The following is an 18,641-nucleotide window of genomic DNA, read 5'->3' on the forward strand; positions in this document are numbered from 1 at the left end:
GGCTCCAGATCTTGAGATCACAGCGTCTTGAGATCACAGCTTGAATTGCAGTGACAGTGCTGCGCAAGCGCAATGCCAGGAAAACGCACCCACCTCCTCCCTCGCTTTCGCAACCTCCGAAGAGGCGCTCGGCGGATGCGAAAGGCGTTCGCCCACGCACCGCGGATCGTCCGGATCGCGCTCAGCGTAGCAGTCTTGCTTGCGGCCCTCGCCCTCCTCGACATCGCCTATCAAATCATCCGCAAACCAACCGAGCTCTTCGCCTTCGTCGGCCACTCCCTCGACAAGGACCCCGCCGAGATCTGGCGCCAATACGGCCCCCTCTTCCGCACCTATTCCACCGCGACGATCGCGCCCGAATTGCTGGCCGCGCTGGCGCAGTTCGAGAGCTCTGGCAATCCGGTGGCGCGCACCTATTGGCGCTGGCGATGGAGCCTCAATCCGCTCGCGATTTACCGGCCCGCCTCCAGCGCCGTCGGCCTCTACCAGATGACCGATCCGGCCCTCAGCGACGCCGCACGGTTCTGTGTCCGCGGCAACGCGGTCACGGAGACCGGCTGCGGGTCGACCTTCCTCTACACCCGCGCGATCCCGAGCCACGCCATCGAGCTGGCATCGGTGTATCTGGACCGCAATGTGGCCGACGTTCTCGCCCGCGCGGGCGATGTGAAGGCAAGCCGCGAGCAGAAGCAGGATCTGGCCGCCTTCATCCATCTCTGCGGCGCCGGTCCCGCCACGGCCTACGCACGCCGCCACTTTCAGCTGACGGCCGGCGAGCGCTGCGGCGATCATCTCGTCGCAAGCTATATCTCTGGGGTCAATGCGATGAAGCGGCAATTTCAGCGCCTGGCGGCGGATGACGGCGGTTAGCTTGTCCGTAGGATGGGTAGAGCACTTGCGAAACCCATCAATCCACGACGACTGTTGATGGGTTTCGCTTCGCCCAGAGACCTCACGGCTCATCATTCGCCGGAGCGTTGCGGCGTGATTGCCTTGCCGCTTGCCTTGCGTCTTTTCTGGCAACCCAGTGCTCGCGAAATCGCTTCGCGGCATGAAACGCCCGCGGCGCCACGACCTGAAACGCCATGGAGGCAACGCCGGCGACAAATCCCTTCACCACGTCAAAAGCGAAATCGGGTCCAAAATACTCCCACATGACCCTGCATCCTTCTTCGCGAAGGCACCGCCGGGCAGTCGTGGGCTGACATGAAAAATGGAAAGGCCCCGTCCGTCACCGGCGGGGCCTCAAGAAAATCCCTGCACGCGCCGTTGCGCGCACGCGAAATCTCTCGGTTCACCCGCTCATGGTGGACACGATGAAAGAGCTGCAAAGCATGGCCGTGCGATTGAAAACGCCCATAGCGATCATCCCGAAATTGCCAAATGCCGACCCGCCGGTGCGCATCGCCGAGCGAGCGCACGAGGGTATAGTGTCGGCGCTAAAGAAGCAGACCCGAGGGCTGCCGTCTGTGTGCCATTTCACAATTGGCGGAAGACTTTTATAAGGCGTGATGAGCAAGCGTGGCCCGCAGGAAGGACCGCCATGAACGGCAATCGCTACTACGGGGTTCGGGTCGAGGGCGCCAAATACGGCGTGGGTTTTGGCTCCGCACTCGCCATCGCAATCTCCTACACCAACAATCATTCGATCCTGTGGGCGATCATCCACGGCATCTTGGGCTGGCTCTACGTGGTCTATGTCGCCCTGTTCGGGTGACGACGAACGCGCGAGGACCAGGACGCCCGTCATTGCGAGCCGCCGGGTCCGCGCGGAGCGCGGCCCGATGACAGGCTCTGCGAAGCAGTCCAGGCCGTCACCCGCGAATTGCGCCTTGCCGATGCCCGGCAAAATCTCACCACATGGCCGCCACGCAAGCGACAACCCACAATCGCGATTTCAGCGCAAACACGACGGAGGCTTGCGGCTTCAGCGATATTCAGGAGTTATTTGCAATGTTGAGTGCGGGCGAAAATAAGACAACGGGAAAATCCGGCCGGCGCGGCGCGAAGAAGAAGGCCGGGCAACGGACCAGGGCCGGCGAGCAACACGCAACTGCGGCCCATCAATTGCCGGATGCCTCGGCGGAGATCAGCCAAGAGAACAAGCAAGAGAACAAGCAAGAGAACAGGCAAGAGGCCGAGCAAGAGATAAGGCAAGAGACGAGCCGAGAGATCAGTGCCCAGATACCCTCGGCTGCAGCCTTGCCAGGCGAGGCTTCCGGGATGGAGATCGCTGCAAGCGCGCCCGTCGCACCGGTGGAACCCTCCCAGGCCAGCCCGCAGGCGATTGCCGATGCCTATAGCGACTACACGAGGACGTCGCTTGAGCACGCCTGGACCTTCCTGGGAAAGCTCGCGGCGGCGCGCTCACCCGTCGAGGCCTTTGAGCTTCAGATGGAGTACGCGAAACAGGTGTGCGGATCGTTGATCGCCGAATCCCAGAAGATCGCCGAGTTGCATGGACAATTGACCAGACAAAGGGTCATGCATTTTGAGGGGTTCGTGGCCAAGCTCACCCAGACGACGCTCGAAATCCGCGCGACACGTCACTAACGACAACTGCGTATTCCGACGCCGGGGGGAGCGAGCGTAGCCCGGATGCAGCGAAGCGAAATCCGGGACCAGTGTTGCCTTGTGGCATCATCCCGGATTGCGCGGAGCCTGTCATCGGGCGGCGCTTTGCGCCGACCCGTTGGCTCCATCCGGGCTACTTGCTGCGGTCTCGGCATCGGCTAGCCGGTTGTCTTGGCCCGCTGCACTTCGTGCGGGTGACGACGATCGCCACGCCGGTTTGACTTGCGAACGTAGGTGACGAGTGCCTCGGGGTTCTCGAGCTTGATCTTCAGCGCCGCGACCAATGCGTCCTCGGCTTCGATCGTGAGCACCTTGGCACGCACCCCGAGCTTCAACCCGACAGTATATGACGTCATGGCAGACTCCACGGGTCCAAGCTTCCACCGTACCTCAATCGGCGTCTCTTCGGAACAGCCCTGCTCAACACATCCCCTTTCGCAGCCGAATAAAACCGGATCACGACCGCTCTACCAGGATCGGTGAACCGAGCTCTTCGAAATGAAAGAGCTGAAAGACCCGCTGGCCGTTGAAGTCGAGCACTCTCAAATCATCGGTCTCGTGCAGATTGCTTTCGACCGCGTGAAAGTGCCCGCCGTAGCGCTCTCTGGCGAGCGACAAGGGAACCTCGAACGCGACGAACTTGCCGATACCTTTTTGCCTGAGCACCCCTAGGAGCTTCTGGTCGTCCAGGGACTGGTGCGAGGTGAGAATGAGCAGCGGACCGCTCGCCGTGAGCAGCAGAAGCGATTTCATTGGATCCTCCTTTGCGCCCCTCCCTACCTGATCTTCGCCAGGACTCCTTCAGGCGCTCCAGCTCCGTACGAACCTGCGCCTCCATGGCGTCTTGCAATGCGAGTATGCCCCTGCTGGACAATCCTGCGGAGGCCTTTCTGTCCAGATTCTGCTTCCAATCCCGGATGGCTTGCTTGGTGGCCTTTTGGGCCTCCGACGTCGTCTTAACGTACTCCTTCATGCAGGCGTCGGCCATTGAGCATGTCTGGCACTCCCGGGCCGCGGCCGGACCTGAGAGAAGCAGGGCGAGTGTCGCGGTAGAGACCCTCATGGCGCTCCCTCCCGCGATAGCACAGCACGTCGCAGGGATGCCCCGGGGAGCAGCGCCCGGCTGCTTCAGCAACCGTAGCCCGCCATAATTTCTCCTTCGCACGCGCGTTGTGTTGGACAACGGTGAGGCCTATCCTTCCGACGTTCGGACTGCCGCACTCCCATTGACGCCCGACTGGATGGAGCGCGCATCGGTGCCTGAAGCGAACGACCCCAAGCCTGATACCGACAAGCCTGAGGCCCAAAAGCCTGAGGCCGCCAAGCCGGACGAGGTGCGCGCCGATGGCGGGCTGGCGCGGGCCTATGACCAGATCAAGAGCGCAGAGCAAGACCTTGCGCGGCTGGACCGGCTGGTTTCCGGAATGGAACGCGGCAACGAAGCCCCGCGGACCTCGCAGGCCAGCGCCGGAGCGAAGGCAGCCGAGGGTCCCAAGGACAAGGTGCCGGCACCGGTTAGCAAGGTGGGCAATCAAGGCCTGAAGGGAGATCGGACCATGCTGCGTGCCCTGGTTGGCCTCGTGCTGGCGATCGGCCTTCTCGGCGCCGCCTTCGCTTCGCAATATCGCGATGAGGCCAAGTCGATGACCAGGTCCATCATGGCGCGATGGGCTCCGCCGGCCGCGAGCGAACCCGCGCGAGCGTCCGTGGTCGAAAGTCCGGCGCAACCGCCGGCCGTGCAACTGGCTGCTGCGGATGGGCCCAGTCCGGTGCCCGCGCCGCCGCTCGGCAAGGAAACGGAAAGCGCTCCAAGAACTGACGCTCCAAGAGCTGAGGCTCCAAAAGCTGACGCTGCAAGACCTGAGGCTGCAAGACCTGACGCGCCAAGAACCGGCGCCACGGCGCCCGATCCGTCATCGTCCGATCTCGCGCAATCGCTCAAGACCATCACCAGCGAGCTTGCGAGCATCAACGGAAAGCTCGAGCAACTGAAAAGCCGCAACGAGCAGACGCTGCGCGAGCAGGCCGACACCATTCAACAGCTCAAGGCGGCGCAGGAGAAGGATGCCGCGGACAATGCGCGCCTCGCCGCACAGGTCCAGGCGCTGCAAACGCAACCGACGACGTCATCGGCGCCTGCACCCGCGAAACCCGTCGTGCGGAGCGCGACGAGCAGCGAGACGGCTGCGCCTGCACGGCCGCACGTGCAAGCGACCGCCCCCCGGCGGCCCAGGCCACCGCCGCCGCGAGGACGCTGGATGCCCCCGCCCTATATGGCCGACCCCTACGATCCGGATTGGTAAGCCGTCAGCGTTCTCGGCCAAGAGGCTTGGTGCCAAGAGCCTTGGTGCCAAGAACCTTGGTGCTATGCTGCGCGGTGATCGGCCGGCAGGCCCTCGGCCAGATCTGTGCGACGTCACGACGGGCCTCGGCATGAAGGAGCAAGCCCATGACCAGGCACCTTTCACGCGTCCTGTTGACCCCCATGATGCTTCTGTTTGCAGTCTGCGCGGCCAGCGCCGCAGACGGCTGCGGCACCGGTTGCCACGCCACCGTTTCCGGCGCGTGCGTGGTCGATGGCTGGGCAACGGGTGCGCGGGTCTGGAATCAATGTCCGGCCACGTCGCGTGCGCGTCCGCCTTGCGGCGGTTCGGATTACGTCTGGGACTCTCGCAAACGGGCTTGTTTCCCGTCGACGCGCGATTGGCTTTGAAGCCCAGCCCGCAGGATGGGGGCGCGCGAGCGCTCACCCCATCCTGCGAACGACGCTCTACGCCCGCCTCACCGTACCTCGCACACCGACACCTTGGCTTCGATCCCGGTCGGCTCGAGCTCTTCCGTCGCAAGCTCCTCGCTGCAGTACTCGCCGACCGAGACGTCCTTCATCCTGCGCTTGACCTGCTCGCACGTCTTGCGGACGTCTTCCGTGAAGAGCGCGCATTCCTCGATGCGCTTGAAGATCTTCCGCCCCTCGTCGCGATACCCCGCTGCCGTCTCGCGCATGAAGGCGATCGCATCATGGACCTGGGCTGTCAGCGCCTCGCATTTTCGCGCGGCATCGATCAGCTCGGCGCCCATGGCCTCGATCTCTTTCGCAGCGGACTCATAGTCACGAATGACCGCCTCAGCACTGAGCGCGCCCACCCGCGTGACCCCCTCGGTGTGCTCGACGTAATCGGGCAGCGCAATTGAAGCAATCGAGCTTCCCGTGCGCACCGATGCAATGTCCGCCTCGAGCTGGACCAAGTTTACGCCTTCACGTCTGCGCAATTGTTCGACACTTGCCATGATTGACCCTCCCAATACGCTCCCCGTACCCCAAACGGCGCTGAGTGTATTACGTGGATAAGCGACCTTCTAATCAGATATGTCGTTGACAGTCGCAGCTTTGCCATTTTTGTGCAGTTTCCGCCGCGGCACGCAGCGATGATGGATGTCATCAACGCTCAACCTCTCATAGTTGCGGTTCGAATTGCGGTGACGGTGCACCCAACTCTCAGAGGACAGGGACGAATCGTTGCAGTGATACCCCCACACGATCCATAGGATGGGTGGAGCGAGTCGATCCCCATCGCCCCCGTCAGGTGATGGATTTCGCAAAGCCTCAACTCATCCACGCGCTCCCACCAGACCCATGCCACGAAAAAGCAAACGCCTCCTCCCCCGCCTTCGCAGCGTCCGGCGAGGCGCCCGGTGGATGCGAAAGAGGTTCGCGCGCGCACCGCGGATGGTTCGGATCGCAGGCAGCGTGGCGATCCTGCTTGCGGTCGCTGCGCTTCTGAACATCGTCTATCACGTCATCCGCAAGCCGACCGAGCTGTTCGTCTTCGTCGGCAACGCGCTCGACAAGGAGCCGGCCGAGAACTGGCGGCAATACGGGCCGCTGTTCCGAAGCTTTTCCACCGCGACGATCACGCCCGAATTGCTGGCGGCGCTGGCACAAGTCGAGAGTTCGGGCAATCCGGTGACGCGCACCTACTGGCGCTGGCGATTGAGCCTCAATCCGCTCGCAATCTACCGGCCCGCCTCCAGCGCCGTCGGCCTCTACCAGATGACCGATCCGGCTTTCGCCGACGCCGCACGGTTCTGTGTCCGCGGCAACGCGGTTACGGAGACCGGTTGCGGGTTCACGGGCCTCTATACCCGCGCGATCCCGAGCCACGCCATCGAGCTGGCATCGGTGTATCTGGATCGCAACGTGGCTGACGTTCTCGCCCGCGCGGGCGATGTGAAGGCAAGCCGCGAGCAGAAGCAGGATCTGGCCGCCTTCATCCATCTCTGCGGCGCCGGTCCCGCCACAGCCTACGCGCGCCGCAAGTTTCAGATGATCGCCGACGAACGCTGCGGCGATCACTCGGTTGCAAGCTATATCGCCAGGGTCAACGCGATGAAGCGGCAGTTCCTGCGACTATCGGCGGATGACCCGTAGGGTGGGTTTGCCTGCAGCGCGAAGCGCAGTGCATCAGCCTAGACATTCATTGTCGCGAGGGCGCGCGCTTCAGCGGGCTGGCCGGCGCTTTGAGGCGCGTTGATATCCTTCCAACACTCATCGCTTTGATGGACTGCGAGAATGTTGATGTCGAGACCCATGAACCGGTAGCCGTTGTCGTTGAGCCATTGCTCGAGTTGCCGGTTATCCGTCTTGATTTTTTCGATCAGGAGGATCGGGCGGTATTTCTTGATTGTCTCCCGAGCCCCCGCAAGGGCCTCCATCTCCATGCCCTCGATATCGATCTTGATGAAGTCGACTCGCGGCAAGTTGAGCTCGTCCAGCGTCATTTTACGGATGAGGACGGTGTTGTTGGTATAGTCGATCGGCTGACCGATGAATTCGTTACTGGGGCGCTGCCGCAATTCCAGGCTGCCGAAGCTGGAAGGCGCAAAATAGTTTGGATGTGGAATTTTCATCGTGCCCGGATTCGGAGGAAACGGCACCATGCACGGCCAACGCATTGAAGCAGTTGTTGATGGCAATGTTGCCCGCCAGAGCATAGTAGATCCGCTCCTGGGCTTCGATCGCAACCACCGAACCCCAGCCCGTCATCAACGAGGCCCATTCGATCGTGTGGACGCCGATATTCGCGCCACAGTCGATGGCGACCACCCCGTCACCGTGGTACCGCCGTCGTAATGCCAGCAGTTCGAGAGCTATCTTGACCTCGACTGGATCGAAAGCAGCCGTTTCGAGGATCTGAAACCCCACGCCGTAGCCGCGGTCGGGAGCGACCATGCGATAGTCGAAGCGATTGACGATCATCGTTCCATGGTTGGACGAGGCCATGACAAAGGCCAGCTTTTGCCCTGCGATCGGCATTGCAGAATCTCCTCTAACTCGGAGATGCCACTATCCCAACGCGCGCTTATGCGAGGCTTGCCGCGAAGAAGGCGCAACCAGTGTCTTAACCAGTGTCTTGCCAGCCGCGAAGATCGTGCGTTTTCGCAAAGGCTCAACCCGTCCCTATATGCGGGTGCTTTCCGCCGCGCGCTTGCGCCCTACCTGATCTTCGCCAGGCACTCCTTCAGCCGCTCCAACTCGGAACGAACCTGCGCCTCCATCGCGTCCTGCAATGCGAGTATGCCCCTGCTGGACAATTCGGCGGAGGCCTTTCGGTCCAGATTCTGCTTCCAGTCCCGGATTGCTTGCTTCGTGGCCCGTTGGGCCTCCAACGTTGCCTTAGAGTACTCCTTCATGCAGGCGTCGGCCATTGAGCATGTCTGGCACTCCTGGGCGGCGGCCGGGCTTGAAAGAAGCAGGGCGAGTATCGCGGTAGGGACTCTCATGCTGATTCCTCCCGCCCAGAAGCATAGCACGTCTCGGGGATGCCTCGAGGAGCAGCGCGCAGGATGGGTGGAGCGCTTGCGAAACCCATCGTGCCGCGACAGCTATCGACGGGTTTCGCTTCCCGTCTATTCCGCTCCGCGTCCGTCGGCGGCCTTTACCACCAGTACGGCCACCGCCATCCCTCATAGCGGACCCATGATGACACATAGGGCGGGCCGTTCGGATCGACCCGGTCGTCTTCAGGGCGATAACGATATCGTGGAACAATGTAGTAATCCCACGGCGTCGGCCTGAGCACGGGCGCCGTGACGATAAGCCTCTGCTGTGGTTCGCGAACCACTTGGGCCTTCCGCGTCCGGGCCTCAGCGCCCGATATCCCGAGGTTGCACAGCACCAGGGCCGTTCCGAGCGCGCACGCGGCGGTGATGATCTTCATGCGTTGGTCTCCTTCCCTGGAAGAGTGCAAAAGGACGCAAGGCAAGGCAAGCTAAATTCGCTCGCGCTACGTGCGCGCGCGGCGCAGAGCCTCCTCCAGCTTTTTCCTTTGCTTGTCCCACCGGCCCTGCTCGGCCTCGGCGCGTTCGTCGAGCACAGCCCGCTCGGCTTCGATCGCCTCCGCTTTCGCGGCGTGCTCCCGCCTCGCCGCGTCCAGCGCCGCCTCGGCCGTGGCGACCGCCTTGTCGCGGCGCGCGCGCTCCTTGGCGAGGGCGACCTCTTCCTTGCGTCGCTCGGCGTCTCGCCGCCGCTCTTCCTTCTCGAACGCCGCGGCGGCTTTGCGCGCGTCTTGATCGTCAATCTTGCGTGACTGTTTTGTTACGCCCTCGGCCGGACGCTGCTTCGACTTGGATTTGGACTCGGGCTGGGACTTGGGTTTGGGTTTTCGCTTGGCCTCACCGTCGGCGAGATCGGTCGGCAGCGCGGCGCTCTCGGTGAACGGGCCGCCGGAGCCGACCGGACGCCTGAGCACGACGCCGGGGCTCGCCATGGTCGCCGCGACGATGTCGGGGTCGTCGGTCTCCTTCGCGGCACCCTGATGGAAGAGGTTGGAGCTGGCGCCCCAGGCCTCCAGCGCCGCCTTCATCGAGGGTGCGGCGACCGCCTGGTCGTAGAAGCCGAGCGAGGTCTGGTAGGTCTTCAGTTTTCTCTTCAGGTCTTTCGGCATGTCGCCCCGCGGCCCGGCGAAGCACCTCTCCCTCGCACCGGCGCCACCATGCCATAGTGCCCCTGTTTTGCCCGACGAGTCAAATTTTATTCGGGATCACCGAAATCGATGCGAGGCAAGCAACGACCGGGATTGCCGACGGAGCAGCACAATATTCGGTCTCGCAGATCCCTGAAATCACGCGTGTTTTCTACGGTGCATGGGGTTGTTTTCGACATTTTTGTTGGCCGGACAGTTCCGCGAGGTGTGCCCCTACGCCGCGTCGACGTCCTCAGGCGGCGGACCTGCGACGAGCCCGTCGAGGCCGACCATCAGCAAATCGGCGATGTGCATCAACTGGTAGAGCGGAATGTCGGCCTCGCCGTTCTCGGCCAGCGCCAGAAAGGCGGGCGTGACGCCGATGCGCTCGGCGAGCTGGACTTCGGTGTAGCCGCGGGTCTCGCGCGTCGCTTTAACACGCGCGCCGATCCCGAGCCGGTGCCGGGACTGCTCGTCCGCGGTCATCATGACGGCCTGTTCGTCCGGGCTCGCATAACCCTCGGCGAACGCGCTGCCGATCAGTCTGCCTTTGCGCCAGGCGACCCGGCAGTCCTTGCGCAATCCGCTGCTGAAGACCAGCGTGAACTGCTCGGCCACCCATAGCGACGAGTTGAGCTGCAGGCGGGCGCCGGTGCCGGAGACATCGCGGATCGTGCAGGGCACGCTGATGAGGCTGCCGGTGCCGTTGTCGAACTCGACAATCCCGGTTCGCAACGTCTGATGTCTGGCAGCGGCACGATGCTCGCTCATGACCTGGACTCCCAAAGCTTGCGGCAGCGTCGAACGGCGTAGCCGACGCATCCGTATGATCAGGACATGGATACCGCGGAATTTTTCCCGAACTCCTAAGGCTCCGGCACTTCAACCGGGACCGGACGCCATGGTAAAGGATTTGCTCCCAATCCATCTTTTCCGGCGGAATGCGCGCGGCGCGCCCGTGACGGGTGACGCGAGGCAAGCGATGACCGAACCGATGAAATGCCAAAACTGCCAGTCCGAACACGCTTACCAGGACCGCGATCTCTGGGTCTGTCCGGAGTGCGCCCATGAATGGAGTGCTGCGGGCGATGCGGCCGCGCCAGCCGCGCAGGAGGCCGGCGTGCGCGATGCCCATGGCAACGCGCTCACCGATGGCGACAGCGTCATCGTGATGAAGGACCTCAAGGTCAAGGGGTCGTCGTCGGTCGTCAAGGGCGGCACCAAGGTCAGGAACATCCGCCTCCAGGACGCCACCGACGGCCACAACATCGCCTGCAAGATCGACGGCATCGGCGCGATGAATTTGAAATCGGAGTTCGTGAAGAAGGCGTAAGCCGCCCGCGTCCGCTCGAGCTATTCCTCCAGCAGCGCGTCATACCCCTTCGCGCTGAACGCCAGCAGACAAAACCCGTGCCCGAACGGATCGGCCAGCATCGCGATCCGGCCATAGGACGCATCGCGCGCGGGCGCCTCGAGGATCGCGCCGGCGGCAAGTGCGCGCGCGACGGCGGCATCGACGTCGTCGACGACGACGTCGATATGCAGCGGCGTCCAGTGCCGCTCGTAGCGCCGGCGGTCGCTGCCCGCGCCCGGCGTGCCGGACTGCTTGGTCAGAAGATACACCGGCGCCGGCCAGCCCAGCAGCTCGACGAAGTCGGTGCCGAAGCGGCGGCCGACCGTGAGGCCGAAGGCGGCGGTGTAGAAGGTGGTCGCTTGCGCTGCGTCGGGAACGTCGATGTTGAGCAGGATGGTCATAACGGGCAGCGTAGCCCGGACGGAGCGGACGCATAATCCGGAATGTTGCCGCACCTTTCGGTCCCGGACTTCGGTTCCGCTCCATCCGGGCTACGCGATCACCGCTGCCGTTGCGCCAGATAAAACCCGCACAGCACCGTGACCAGACCCGCCACCTGCAACATCGTCGGCGGCTCGCCGAGCAGCAGCCAGCCGACCAGGAGCGTCAGCGCCGGCACGCAGGCCGGGATCACGGCGGCGCGGGCGACGCCAAGGCGCTGGACCGAGACGGCGAACAGATAAAGCGCGGCGGGGCCGGCGAGCACGCCCTGCGCCAGCGCCTGAATGGCATTCTCGGTCACGCCGATCGCCGCGACATGGGCGAGACCGACGGTGGCGAGATAGATCGGCAGCAGCAGCAGCGACAGCACATTGATGACGAGCGCGGCCGACACGGCGGAGACGCGCCAGTGCCGCAGCAGCGCGCCAAAACCGGCGAACATGAATCCGGTGAGCACGAAGACCAGATCGCCGAACACGCCGTCAGCTCCGATATGCCCGATCGATTCCGCGCCGATCACGCAGAGGCCGCCGACGATGACCAGGGCGCCGGCAAGGCGCGAAGCGGAGATGTGCTCCTTCAGCACGACCGCGGCGAGCAGGAGGCCGCCGAGCGTCGCGCAGGAGGGCTGGATCACGCTGCCGTGGCCGAGCGGCACGAACAGGAATCCGGTGTAGGAGATCAGCGACATTACGGGACCGCCGAGCACCATCAGCACAAGGCCCCTGCCCCAGCCGATGCCGCAGAGATCACCGATGCCGGCGCGCGCGACCAGCGGCAGGAACGCGATGCCCGACCAGACATAGCGATGCACGAGCAGATCGACCGGGGTGAAACCGACCTTGAGGCCGTGCCGCGTGCCGGCAAAGCCCAGCGCCCAGAACAGCGCAGCCGACAGGCCGCAGACGACGCCGAGCAACGCCGGCGCCGCATCGTTCTTCTGAATGAGAGCGTCAGCGCCGCTCGTTCGCTGATCCATGGGCAAGCCTTATGTCAGCGCGTGAGCCGCCTCAACCCACGCCGTTGCAGGTCTGGCACGCAGCGTAGCCCAACCATCATGCCTCCTCGCCGAACACCATCCGCCATCCCTTGCGCGTGTCCATGTATTCCCGCACCTCGCGAATACGGTCCCCGGCCACCGTGAACACGAAGCAATAGTCGTTCTCGTAGGGCTTGCCGCCCGCAAGCGTGGCACGCATCCGCTCCTCCACGATCACGACATCGCCGTCGGCGTAGACGCCGCGGAAGGCGATATCGACCTCGGAAAACATCCTGTGCATCTCCTGCGCGATGAAGCGCGCGATCGCTGGCGCGCCCACCATGTGATCGGTGTGATCGAGCGCGACGGCGGTGGCGTTGCCCTTCGGCGCGATCCATTCGGCATCGTCGGTGAACAGTGCGGCGATGCGGCCGGCATCGCGCGACGAAAAGGTCTTCCAGGCGTTGAGGACGATGTCTTTCGGGCTGGTCACGGCGCGCTCCAGAACTGGCATTGAGGGGCTTGCATCGAGGGCCGCCTTCTAGGCCGCCATGCGCGTTGCGGCTCGCCACAATCGGACTCGGTCATCCCGCGGCCCTTCCGCCCGCGCTGGCATGCGCTATCATCCGGCTATGCTGAGTTTTGACGATTGCAACGCCGCGCGCCTGCGCAGGGATCCCCGCTATGACGGCCGCTTCTTCACGGCGGTGAAGACCACGGGCATCTATTGCCGCCCGGTCTGTCCGGCCAAGCAGCCGCTGACGCGCAACGTCGTCTATTACCCGACGGCGGCCGCGGCCGAAGCCTCGGGGTTCCGGCCCTGCCTGCGCTGCCGCCCCGAAACCGCGCCGTTCTGCCCGGCCTGGAACGGCACGCGTTCGACGGTCGCGCGCGCGGTGAAGCTGATCAACGACGGCGCGCTCGATGACGCTTCGGTGGTGACGCTTGCGACGCGGCTCGGCATCTCCTCGCGTCACCTGGCGCGCTTGTTCGAGCGCCATGTCGGCGCGACGCCGCAGCAGCTTGCCAAGACGCTGCGCGTCCAGCGCGCAAAACGCCTGCTCGATGGCGGCGAACACACCATGACCGACATCGCGTTTCAGGCCGGCTTCGGCAGCCTGCGGAGATTCAACGCCGCGTTCGCCGAGCTCTATGGAAGATCGCCGTCCAGCCTGCGCTCATCGAAGCATGCGTAGCCCGAATCGGGCTGCGCAAGTTCGCTCAGAAAAATCCGGGGCTGAGATCGAGTCCATAGGTCAGGCTCAGCACGAACACGAACAGCGCGGCGGCCGCGAACAATGCAATATGTCTGAGAATAAACGCGCGCGGCGAGGTGGTGGCAATAACTGCTTTTTGCGCAACGGGCATGACGGCTCCATTATGAAAACGGTTTTTGGCCGCCACTAAGCGGCGCCCGTATCAGGCGCCGCGATCTGCAAAGCAACTATTAAAGAGATCACACTCGTCTTGAACGGCCGTCCACAATCGGCGCGCGACGGCGATTTTTCTTGCCGCAGCTTTCTCAACCCGCGCACGGCCGCGCCAGAACATGGCTCGCTTCTCAAAAAAAAGACCGCGCTCCTGAAAGGGAACGCGGTCCATGCAGGCTCGGGAGGAGACGAGCCTGTTTCATGTCTTCAAGCGATTGAGATCAGCGGGCCGTGCCCGTCGTGACGTCCGCGGTCTTGACCTTGCGCGGCGTCAGCACGCGGGCCTGGTGGACCGAAGCGACCGTGGTCGGCACGGTTGCCTGCTGCTCGACATGCGCTGCACCAAGCACGCGCACCTGCAGGGGGGAGACCGGGAAACCGTTGGCCTCATAGGTCGGCAGCTCGGCGGCGAAGGCCGCGGTGCTACCCGCGATCGTCAGGATGGCGGCGGCGATCGACAGAGTCTTCTTGTTCATTGGTGATGCTCCTGAGTGGAAGGTTCGGAGCACATTTAAGCGCGTTTTGCTGCATTGCGACATGTTATGTTGCATTGCAACAGCGCGCCCGCTGCATGGCAATATGTTTAATGCGCACAAGCGCTTGGTCGAATCCCCGCCAGACGCGACATGACACTTTTATGGGCGGCGGTCAGCCACCGAGCACATGCCCCCGCGTCCACGCGGCCTATTTCAACGCCGTCGCCAGCGATTGCAGCTTAGCGACGAGATTGGTGCCGAGCGCATAGATGATCTCGATGATCGCCAACGCGATACCGGCTGCAATCAGACCGTATTCGATCGCGGTGGCGCCGGATTCATCGGCGGCAAATTCGGTCAACAGGCATTTCAATTTCACAACTCGCATCCTTCCAACTCTACCGCACGTTGCCGGCACGGGAGAGATACCAAGTCGCAATCCAAGATTGAGTAAATTCAATCCCTTCAATTTGATGACAATGAATGGCTGCTGCTTTTCAGCCACTTGCCGCCCTAAACCGCAGGGAACTCGCGTTGCACCTCGGCAACACCCGCCCGAAAAGACCCATTTCGCCCATTTGCGCCATTGCGCCGCCACACCATCCTCCGAACAATTGACGCGTCGCGTGCCTGGCTATGCAAGATTGGTTCGAACAGAACCGTTTGGAGGCAGGGATCATGAATGATCGGCGGTCTCTTCTGGTGGCGGTCTCGTGCCCCTCGGCCGTTCTCGCCGGCTGGCTGGCGCTCTCCCTGTCCGCCTACGCTCCGACCCTCATCGAGAAAAGCAGCGCCAATGCTTCCGCCGTGTCGCGCGCGAAGGATCTTGGCCGGCTCGAGCTCGCCGACGTCCCGCATGCTGCGGTCATCGAGGATGGCATCGCCCTGACCGCCGATATCGCGGCCGCTGTCGCCGCGCCCCCGAATCCGGATCCGGCCCCCGAGGCCGCAACAGCCGAGATGCCCGCCGCCGTCATCAAGCTCGCCTCGGCCGATCCGGCGCTGATCTTGCCGGCGGAAGCGCCGCCGGCGCTACAGATTTCGCCTGAACCGGCGCCCGTCCTCAGCGAGGCTGCACCAGCAGAAGCCGCACCGGCGCCGGAGCCCGTGGTCAAACTCGCCTCCGCCGATCCCACCGAGATTGTGACGACGGATGCGCTGTCGCCCGCGGCGATCGCGACCGGCCCAGCGCCTGCCGCGAGCAAGCCGGCGCCGCCGGCCGACACCGTCGCCGTGCTCGATGAGTGCTTTGTCATGGACGCCTGCATCGACCGCTATCTGTGGACGCTCTATCAGCGCACCGCGAAGGAGGATTCGATCAAGGTCGAGGACCGCCGCCCCGTCACCATCAAGCGCAGGGGCAAGATGGTCACGGTGATGCGCAGCTTCACAAAGCTGGTCGATCAGGATTTTGGCTGGAAGGATCCGAAAGCGGCCGAGCGCGCCAGCATGCCGATGATGGATTACGTCATCGGCGGCATGGACAAGAGCTTCAAGCGAAAGCTGTTTCGCATGCTGCTCGCAGCCGAGGCCGCCGGCCTGTCGCCGGGCATCACCAGTGCGTTCCGCGACGACTACCGCCAGTCGATCGCGAGCGGCCTGAAGGCCGCCTCCGACCGCTCCTATCATGGCGGCAGCACGCGCGGTGGCTACGGCCACGGCATGGCGGCCGACATCGTCAGCACCCAGGGCAACAACCGCGCGCAGCGCTGGGTCTCGACCGAAATCCTGTGGAAGTGGGTTGACGCCAACGGCAAGGCATTCGGCATTGGCCGGCCCTATCTCGGCCGCGATCCGCCGCATGTCGGCCCGGTCGACGGCCAGGAATACATCTCGAAGCGTGGCACGGGAGACCGCAAGGAAGCGACCAATGTGAGGTCCAAGAAGGTGATGCGGGCCGCGGCCCACGCAAAGCTGCGAAAGACACACGCCGCACGCGAGCAAAAGGGTTTGGCCAAGCCGCAGAAGTCGGCGCAATCGGCCGGCAAGCGCGCGACCTGACCCTGTTACGGCTTCCGCCCGGGGATCGGCAGCGGTACGAGGCGCATCTCGGCGGTGCCTGCGTCTTGCGTGCGCACCAGCACCGCAAAGATGGTTTCGACCGCAAGCCGCACGGCCGCCTGCATCGCCTTGCCCTTGGCCAGATGCGCCGCAATCAGGCCGGTAAGGAGATCGCCGGTGCCTGAGGGGCGGATCGGCAACCGCGGCGTCGCAAAGCGCGACAGCTGGCCGTCGGCGCACAGGATCGTCTCCACCTGCCCTTCTGCCGTGTCAGCGAGCGTGCAGCCGGTAGCGACGACATCGATGCGACGTTGCCCCGCCAGCGCCGCGCAGGCCGTGCGCAGGCTCTGCGTGTCCGCGATCGTGACGCCCGACAGCAGCTCGAGCTCGAACTGGTTCGGCGTGGTTAGGTTGGCGGCCGGCAGCAGCCGGTGCTGCACCACGTCCAGAATGCCGTCGGCAACATAGACGCGGCCGTCATCGCCGATCACGGGATCGCAGAGATAGACCAGTTTCGAATTCCGCGTCAGCGCCCGCTCGACAAAGTCGGCGATCACCGCCGCATTGCCGGGGGAGCCGAGATAGCCGGTGACCAGCACCGCGGCCTCATCGACGAGGTCGCGCTCCTCGACGCCTTTGAGGAGGTCGGCGACGAGCTCGGTCTCCAGCACCCGCCCGCGCAACGTCGGATAGCGCGGATGGTTCGACAGCAGCGTCGTCGGCACCGCCGCGACGTTCACGCCCTCCGCTTGCATGGCATAGGCGGCCGCGCTGTTGCCGACATGGCCGTGGACCACCTGGCTTTGAATGGAGATGACGAGCATTGAGAGGTCCGTAAGATCAAATGCTGAGCGAAGCAAGCGTAGCAGGAACGGCTGGCGTAGCCCGGATGGAGCGAAGCGCAATCCGGGGTTCTCAGATCGCGGCATGAATCCCGGATTACGCTGCGCTCCATCCGGGCTACAAGTTTAGAGCATCTCATACCCCAGCCCCGGCCGCAGCGCCTGCATCTTCCGCGCCAGCCGCCGGTGCCCCGTCTCCTCCGACCGCGCCAGCCGGTCGGCGACCGCGATATGGTCCGCATCGCTCTTGTGCTGATTGAGCTTGGCCTGCCCCTCGACGGTGTCGACCACGAGATCGACGACCCGGATCGCAGCCAGCATGCTCTCGCGCTTGCCCGGCTCCATTTGCGCGAGGTCCCAGGGCTGCTTCGGCAACCGTGCCTCGGACACCGCAAGCAGCGCATCGCCATGCCCGCGGTTCTCGTCCAGTTCGCGCAGATGCGCCACGCCCGACAGGTGCACGGCCTCGTAGAGCCAGGTCGAGACATTGTCGCGCGAAGAGTACCAGTCGTTGGAGATGTAGGCGTCGTCGCCGGCAACGATCAGCAGGAAGCACCGCGTGCCATCCGCAAGCGCAACGAGCGGATTCTTGGCGGTGAAATGGATCTGCGCGATCACCTGCCCGTTGCGCTCGCCCAGCACGAACGGCACGTGCGAGGCCCGCGGACTGTGCTCGTCCGCCGCGACGATCATGCCGAAGCCGCGTTGCCCGGCAAATTCCAGCGCACGCTGCTCCTCGATGCGAAACTGGGGGCGAAGCACATGCATGGCACGGGTCTCAATGGCTCGAATAGGGAACGGCGAGCGAAGGCTAACCCACGAGCCGGCAAGATCTGAAGAACAATCGGCCCGCAAACGCCGATGTCAGCAATGCCTCAGCGCCGCGCCAGCGTCGCAAGATAGGCGCAGAACATGTCGGCCATGGCATCGGCATAGGCTGCGATCTCCGTCTCGCTCCGCGTCTCTTCCGAAAAACTCTTGCCGACCTCGCTCAGCGTCGCCGTGATCAGCTCGCCGGCAAGGATACGCGTCGCATCCGAGGCTTTCGGCAGCGCCTCCCGCATGAACGCGGCGACGATCCCCTCGCCGGCTGCCCGGGCGTCCTGCGCCTCGGGCGCGTCGCGATACAGCGGTGCAGCGTCACTGAGTGCGACGCGGATCGCGGCCTCCTCGCACTCGGAACGAATGAAGGCGTGGACCAGCGCGCGCAGCCGCGCCGGTGGCGGCTTCGCCGCATCCGCGAGGATCCCGCGCAAGAGCTCGCTCGTGCGCCGCCACTCGTCGCTCTGGAGGCGGAACAGGATCGCCGCCTTGTTCGGAAAATATTGGTAGAGCGATCCGACGCTCACACCGGCCCGCTCCGCCACCCGTGCAGTGGTGAAACGCTGCGCCCCCTCCTTGGCCAGGACCTGAACAGCGGCATCCAGAATGGCGGCCACCAGCCCGCTCGATCGGGCCTGTTGCGGCTGTTTTCGTGAGGAAATTGAACGGCTTCGACGGTCGGCCATGGCGTACTCGGGCAATGCGAATAGGAAATGCGACGAATTAGTCGTATTTCAACCCTGCGCAAGCGCGCGCTTCC

The 18,641-nt window shown here is 64.0% G+C and carries 25 protein-coding genes and 1 pseudogene; 9 read left to right on the top strand and 17 right to left on the bottom strand.

Annotated features, from left to right (window positions below; translation table 11 throughout):
• Window positions 1-135 precede the first annotated feature (135 nt).
• The 3 genes from AB7290_RS23535 to AB7290_RS23545 all read left to right on the top strand — a co-directional run bounded on the left by AB7290_RS23535 (window position 136) and on the right by AB7290_RS23545 (window position 2,553).
• Window positions 136-870 (top strand): transglycosylase SLT domain-containing protein, encoded by a 735-nt coding sequence (locus AB7290_RS23535; RefSeq protein WP_434057383.1) that lies wholly within the window; start codon window positions 136-138, stop codon window positions 868-870.
• A gap of 673 nt (window positions 871-1,543) precedes the next feature.
• The gene (locus AB7290_RS23540; protein ID WP_166096372.1) at window positions 1,544-1,717 is read left to right on the top strand and encodes a hypothetical protein; all 174 of its coding nucleotides are present in this window, start codon (window positions 1,544-1,546) and stop codon (window positions 1,715-1,717) included.
• A gap of 143 nt (window positions 1,718-1,860) precedes the next feature.
• Complete coding sequence (locus AB7290_RS23545) at window positions 1,861-2,553, top strand: phasin family protein (protein ID WP_245343961.1); 693 nt, start codon at window positions 1,861-1,863, stop codon at window positions 2,551-2,553.
• Window positions 2,554-2,732: 179 nt separating this feature from the next.
• On the opposite strand, the gene AB7290_RS23550 is transcribed toward AB7290_RS23545, so the two are convergent.
• Together AB7290_RS23550 and AB7290_RS23555 are read right to left on the bottom strand one after the other, a co-directional pair.
• Window positions 2,733-2,930, bottom strand: a complete 198-nt coding sequence (locus AB7290_RS23550; protein ID WP_014495617.1) for a hypothetical protein — start codon at window positions 2,928-2,930, stop codon at window positions 2,733-2,735.
• A gap of 100 nt (window positions 2,931-3,030) precedes the next feature.
• The gene (locus tag AB7290_RS23555; RefSeq protein ID WP_063983569.1) at window positions 3,031-3,327 is read right to left on the bottom strand and encodes a hypothetical protein; all 297 of its coding nucleotides are present in this window, start codon (window positions 3,325-3,327) and stop codon (window positions 3,031-3,033) included.
• A gap of 488 nt (window positions 3,328-3,815) precedes the next feature.
• Between AB7290_RS23555 and AB7290_RS23560 the strand changes: the two genes are divergently transcribed.
• Together AB7290_RS23560 and AB7290_RS23565 are read left to right on the top strand one after the other, a co-directional pair.
• On the top strand, window positions 3,816-4,877 hold the full coding sequence (locus AB7290_RS23560) for a hypothetical protein (protein WP_085399048.1): 1,062 nt from the start codon (window positions 3,816-3,818) through the stop codon (window positions 4,875-4,877).
• Between the two features lie 185 nt (window positions 4,878-5,062).
• Window positions 5,063-5,287, top strand: coding sequence for a GCG_CRPN prefix-to-repeats domain-containing protein (locus tag AB7290_RS23565; RefSeq protein ID WP_371498184.1), 225 nt, complete (start codon window positions 5,063-5,065; stop codon window positions 5,285-5,287).
• A 68-nt stretch (window positions 5,288-5,355) separates the two neighbouring features.
• Here the strand turns inward: AB7290_RS23565 and AB7290_RS23570 are convergent, their stop codons facing one another.
• A complete protein-coding gene (locus AB7290_RS23570) occupies window positions 5,356-5,862 on the bottom strand; it encodes a hypothetical protein (RefSeq protein ID WP_071914417.1) in 507 nt (168 codons plus the stop codon).
• Between the two features lie 346 nt (window positions 5,863-6,208).
• On the opposite strand from AB7290_RS23570, the gene AB7290_RS23575 reads away from it, so the two are divergent.
• Complete coding sequence (locus tag AB7290_RS23575) at window positions 6,209-7,003, top strand: transglycosylase SLT domain-containing protein (RefSeq protein ID WP_085399047.1); 795 nt, start codon at window positions 6,209-6,211, stop codon at window positions 7,001-7,003.
• A gap of 38 nt (window positions 7,004-7,041) precedes the next feature.
• On the opposite strand, the pseudogene AB7290_RS23580 reads toward AB7290_RS23575, so the two are convergent.
• The 4 genes and pseudogenes from AB7290_RS23580 to AB7290_RS23595 form a co-directional block, all read right to left on the bottom strand.
• Window positions 7,042-7,888 (bottom strand): annotated as a pseudogene (locus tag AB7290_RS23580) (FkbM family methyltransferase).
• Window positions 7,889-8,510: 622 nt separating this feature from the next.
• Window positions 8,511-8,792: a hypothetical protein gene (locus tag AB7290_RS23585; protein ID WP_071914421.1), complete on the bottom strand. Its 282-nt coding sequence runs from the start codon at window positions 8,790-8,792 to the stop codon at window positions 8,511-8,513.
• 66 nt (window positions 8,793-8,858) lie between these two features.
• A complete protein-coding gene (locus tag AB7290_RS23590; protein WP_085399046.1) occupies window positions 8,859-9,518 on the bottom strand; it encodes a cell envelope biogenesis protein TolA in 660 nt (219 codons plus the stop codon).
• A 252-nt stretch (window positions 9,519-9,770) separates the two neighbouring features.
• Window positions 9,771-10,307 (bottom strand): helix-turn-helix domain-containing protein, encoded by a 537-nt coding sequence (locus AB7290_RS23595; protein ID WP_085399045.1) that lies wholly within the window; start codon window positions 10,305-10,307, stop codon window positions 9,771-9,773.
• Between the two features lie 211 nt (window positions 10,308-10,518).
• Here AB7290_RS23595 and AB7290_RS23600 point away from each other — a divergent pair, with 211 nt between their 5' ends.
• Window positions 10,519-10,869 carry a zinc ribbon domain-containing protein YjdM gene (locus tag AB7290_RS23600; RefSeq protein WP_085399060.1) on the top strand — a complete coding sequence of 117 codons (351 nt, stop codon included), beginning with the start codon at window positions 10,519-10,521 and terminating at the stop codon, window positions 10,867-10,869.
• Window positions 10,870-10,889: 20 nt separating this feature from the next.
• On the opposite strand, the gene AB7290_RS23605 is transcribed toward AB7290_RS23600, so the two are convergent.
• From AB7290_RS23605 to AB7290_RS23615, 3 genes are all read right to left on the bottom strand, one after another.
• Entirely contained in the window at window positions 10,890-11,291 is a 402-nt protein-coding gene (locus AB7290_RS23605; protein ID WP_085399044.1) for a VOC family protein, read from the bottom strand.
• A 98-nt stretch (window positions 11,292-11,389) separates the two neighbouring features.
• Window positions 11,390-12,310 carry a DMT family transporter gene (locus AB7290_RS23610; protein ID WP_085399043.1) on the bottom strand — a complete coding sequence of 307 codons (921 nt, stop codon included), beginning with the start codon at window positions 12,308-12,310 and terminating at the stop codon, window positions 11,390-11,392.
• 76 nt (window positions 12,311-12,386) lie between these two features.
• Window positions 12,387-12,803, bottom strand: a complete 417-nt coding sequence (locus AB7290_RS23615) for a nuclear transport factor 2 family protein (RefSeq protein ID WP_245343960.1) — start codon at window positions 12,801-12,803, stop codon at window positions 12,387-12,389.
• Between the two features lie 139 nt (window positions 12,804-12,942).
• Between AB7290_RS23615 and AB7290_RS23620 the strand changes: the two genes are divergently transcribed.
• A complete protein-coding gene (locus AB7290_RS23620; RefSeq protein WP_085399059.1) occupies window positions 12,943-13,506 on the top strand; it encodes a bifunctional transcriptional activator/DNA repair enzyme AdaA in 564 nt (187 codons plus the stop codon).
• Between the two features lie 25 nt (window positions 13,507-13,531).
• On the opposite strand, the gene AB7290_RS23625 is transcribed toward AB7290_RS23620, so the two are convergent.
• The 4 genes from AB7290_RS23625 to AB7290_RS23640 all read right to left on the bottom strand — a co-directional run bounded on the left by AB7290_RS23625 (window position 13,532) and on the right by AB7290_RS23640 (window position 14,589).
• Window positions 13,532-13,678 (bottom strand): hypothetical protein, encoded by a 147-nt coding sequence (locus AB7290_RS23625; RefSeq protein WP_166096368.1) that lies wholly within the window; start codon window positions 13,676-13,678, stop codon window positions 13,532-13,534.
• Between the two features lie 51 nt (window positions 13,679-13,729).
• Entirely contained in the window at window positions 13,730-13,912 is a 183-nt protein-coding gene (locus AB7290_RS23630; RefSeq protein WP_144030624.1) for a hypothetical protein, read from the bottom strand.
• Between the two features lie 49 nt (window positions 13,913-13,961).
• Window positions 13,962-14,216 carry a hypothetical protein gene (locus AB7290_RS23635; RefSeq protein WP_028161188.1) on the bottom strand — a complete coding sequence of 85 codons (255 nt, stop codon included), beginning with the start codon at window positions 14,214-14,216 and terminating at the stop codon, window positions 13,962-13,964.
• Between the two features lie 208 nt (window positions 14,217-14,424).
• Entirely contained in the window at window positions 14,425-14,589 is a 165-nt protein-coding gene (locus AB7290_RS23640; protein ID WP_028169565.1) for a Flp family type IVb pilin, read from the bottom strand.
• Between the two features lie 305 nt (window positions 14,590-14,894).
• On the opposite strand from AB7290_RS23640, the gene AB7290_RS23645 reads away from it, so the two are divergent.
• Entirely contained in the window at window positions 14,895-16,217 is a 1,323-nt protein-coding gene (locus AB7290_RS23645) for a hypothetical protein (RefSeq protein WP_085399058.1), read from the top strand.
• Window positions 16,218-16,222: 5 nt separating this feature from the next.
• On the opposite strand, the gene pdxY is transcribed toward AB7290_RS23645, so the two are convergent.
• The 3 genes from pdxY to AB7290_RS23660 form a co-directional block, all read right to left on the bottom strand.
• A complete protein-coding gene (gene pdxY, locus AB7290_RS23650) occupies window positions 16,223-17,041 on the bottom strand; it encodes a pyridoxal kinase (RefSeq protein WP_085399041.1) in 819 nt (272 codons plus the stop codon).
• 144 nt (window positions 17,042-17,185) lie between these two features.
• A complete protein-coding gene (locus AB7290_RS23655) occupies window positions 17,186-17,827 on the bottom strand; it encodes an FMN-binding negative transcriptional regulator (protein WP_085399040.1) in 642 nt (213 codons plus the stop codon).
• Window positions 17,828-17,934: 107 nt separating this feature from the next.
• Window positions 17,935-18,567 carry a TetR family transcriptional regulator gene (locus AB7290_RS23660; protein ID WP_085399039.1) on the bottom strand — a complete coding sequence of 211 codons (633 nt, stop codon included), beginning with the start codon at window positions 18,565-18,567 and terminating at the stop codon, window positions 17,935-17,937.
• Between the last annotated feature and the right edge of the window lie 74 nt (window positions 18,568-18,641).

The organism is Bradyrhizobium sp. 613_E4_N2_2 (genome assembly GCF_052075995.1).
Taxonomy (GTDB): Bacteria; Pseudomonadota; Alphaproteobacteria; order Rhizobiales; family Xanthobacteraceae; genus Bradyrhizobium; species Bradyrhizobium barranii.

Bases quoted from the DNA above. Each gene is read 5' to 3' on its own strand.
- AB7290_RS23605 (WP_085399044.1), bottom strand. From the start codon at position 11,291: ATGACCATCCTGCTCAACATCGACGTTCCCGACGCAGCGCAAGCGACC.
- AB7290_RS23555 (WP_063983569.1), bottom strand. From the start codon at position 3,327: ATGAAATCGCTTCTGCTGCTCACGGCGAGCGGTCCGCTGCTCATTCTC.
- AB7290_RS23540 (WP_166096372.1), top strand. From the start codon at position 1,544: ATGAACGGCAATCGCTACTACGGGGTTCGGGTCGAGGGCGCCAAATAC.
- AB7290_RS23645 (WP_085399058.1), top strand. From the start codon at position 14,895: ATGAATGATCGGCGGTCTCTTCTGGTGGCGGTCTCGTGCCCCTCGGCC.
- AB7290_RS23570 (WP_071914417.1), bottom strand. From the start codon at position 5,862: ATGGCAAGTGTCGAACAATTGCGCAGACGTGAAGGCGTAAACTTGGTC.
- pdxY (WP_085399041.1), bottom strand. From the start codon at position 17,041: ATGCTCGTCATCTCCATTCAAAGCCAGGTGGTCCACGGCCATGTCGGC.
- AB7290_RS23535 (WP_434057383.1), top strand. From the start codon at position 136: ATGCGAAAGGCGTTCGCCCACGCACCGCGGATCGTCCGGATCGCGCTC.
- AB7290_RS23590 (WP_085399046.1), bottom strand. From the start codon at position 9,518: ATGCCGAAAGACCTGAAGAGAAAACTGAAGACCTACCAGACCTCGCTC.
- AB7290_RS23630 (WP_144030624.1), bottom strand. From the start codon at position 13,912: ATGGACCGCGTTCCCTTTCAGGAGCGCGGTCTTTTTTTTGAGAAGCGA.
- AB7290_RS23545 (WP_245343961.1), top strand. From the start codon at position 1,861: ATGGCCGCCACGCAAGCGACAACCCACAATCGCGATTTCAGCGCAAAC.
- AB7290_RS23610 (WP_085399043.1), bottom strand. From the start codon at position 12,310: ATGGATCAGCGAACGAGCGGCGCTGACGCTCTCATTCAGAAGAACGAT.
- AB7290_RS23575 (WP_085399047.1), top strand. From the start codon at position 6,209: ATGCCACGAAAAAGCAAACGCCTCCTCCCCCGCCTTCGCAGCGTCCGG.
- AB7290_RS23565 (WP_371498184.1), top strand. From the start codon at position 5,063: ATGCTTCTGTTTGCAGTCTGCGCGGCCAGCGCCGCAGACGGCTGCGGC.
- AB7290_RS23660 (WP_085399039.1), bottom strand. From the start codon at position 18,567: ATGGCCGACCGTCGAAGCCGTTCAATTTCCTCACGAAAACAGCCGCAA.
- AB7290_RS23620 (WP_085399059.1), top strand. From the start codon at position 12,943: ATGCTGAGTTTTGACGATTGCAACGCCGCGCGCCTGCGCAGGGATCCC.
- AB7290_RS23585 (WP_071914421.1), bottom strand. From the start codon at position 8,792: ATGAAGATCATCACCGCCGCGTGCGCGCTCGGAACGGCCCTGGTGCTG.
- AB7290_RS23625 (WP_166096368.1), bottom strand. From the start codon at position 13,678: ATGCCCGTTGCGCAAAAAGCAGTTATTGCCACCACCTCGCCGCGCGCG.
- AB7290_RS23655 (WP_085399040.1), bottom strand. From the start codon at position 17,827: ATGCATGTGCTTCGCCCCCAGTTTCGCATCGAGGAGCAGCGTGCGCTG.
- AB7290_RS23635 (WP_028161188.1), bottom strand. From the start codon at position 14,216: ATGAACAAGAAGACTCTGTCGATCGCCGCCGCCATCCTGACGATCGCG.
- AB7290_RS23595 (WP_085399045.1), bottom strand. From the start codon at position 10,307: ATGAGCGAGCATCGTGCCGCTGCCAGACATCAGACGTTGCGAACCGGG.
- AB7290_RS23600 (WP_085399060.1), top strand. From the start codon at position 10,519: ATGACCGAACCGATGAAATGCCAAAACTGCCAGTCCGAACACGCTTAC.
- AB7290_RS23560 (WP_085399048.1), top strand. From the start codon at position 3,816: ATGGAGCGCGCATCGGTGCCTGAAGCGAACGACCCCAAGCCTGATACC.
- AB7290_RS23550 (WP_014495617.1), bottom strand. From the start codon at position 2,930: ATGACGTCATATACTGTCGGGTTGAAGCTCGGGGTGCGTGCCAAGGTG.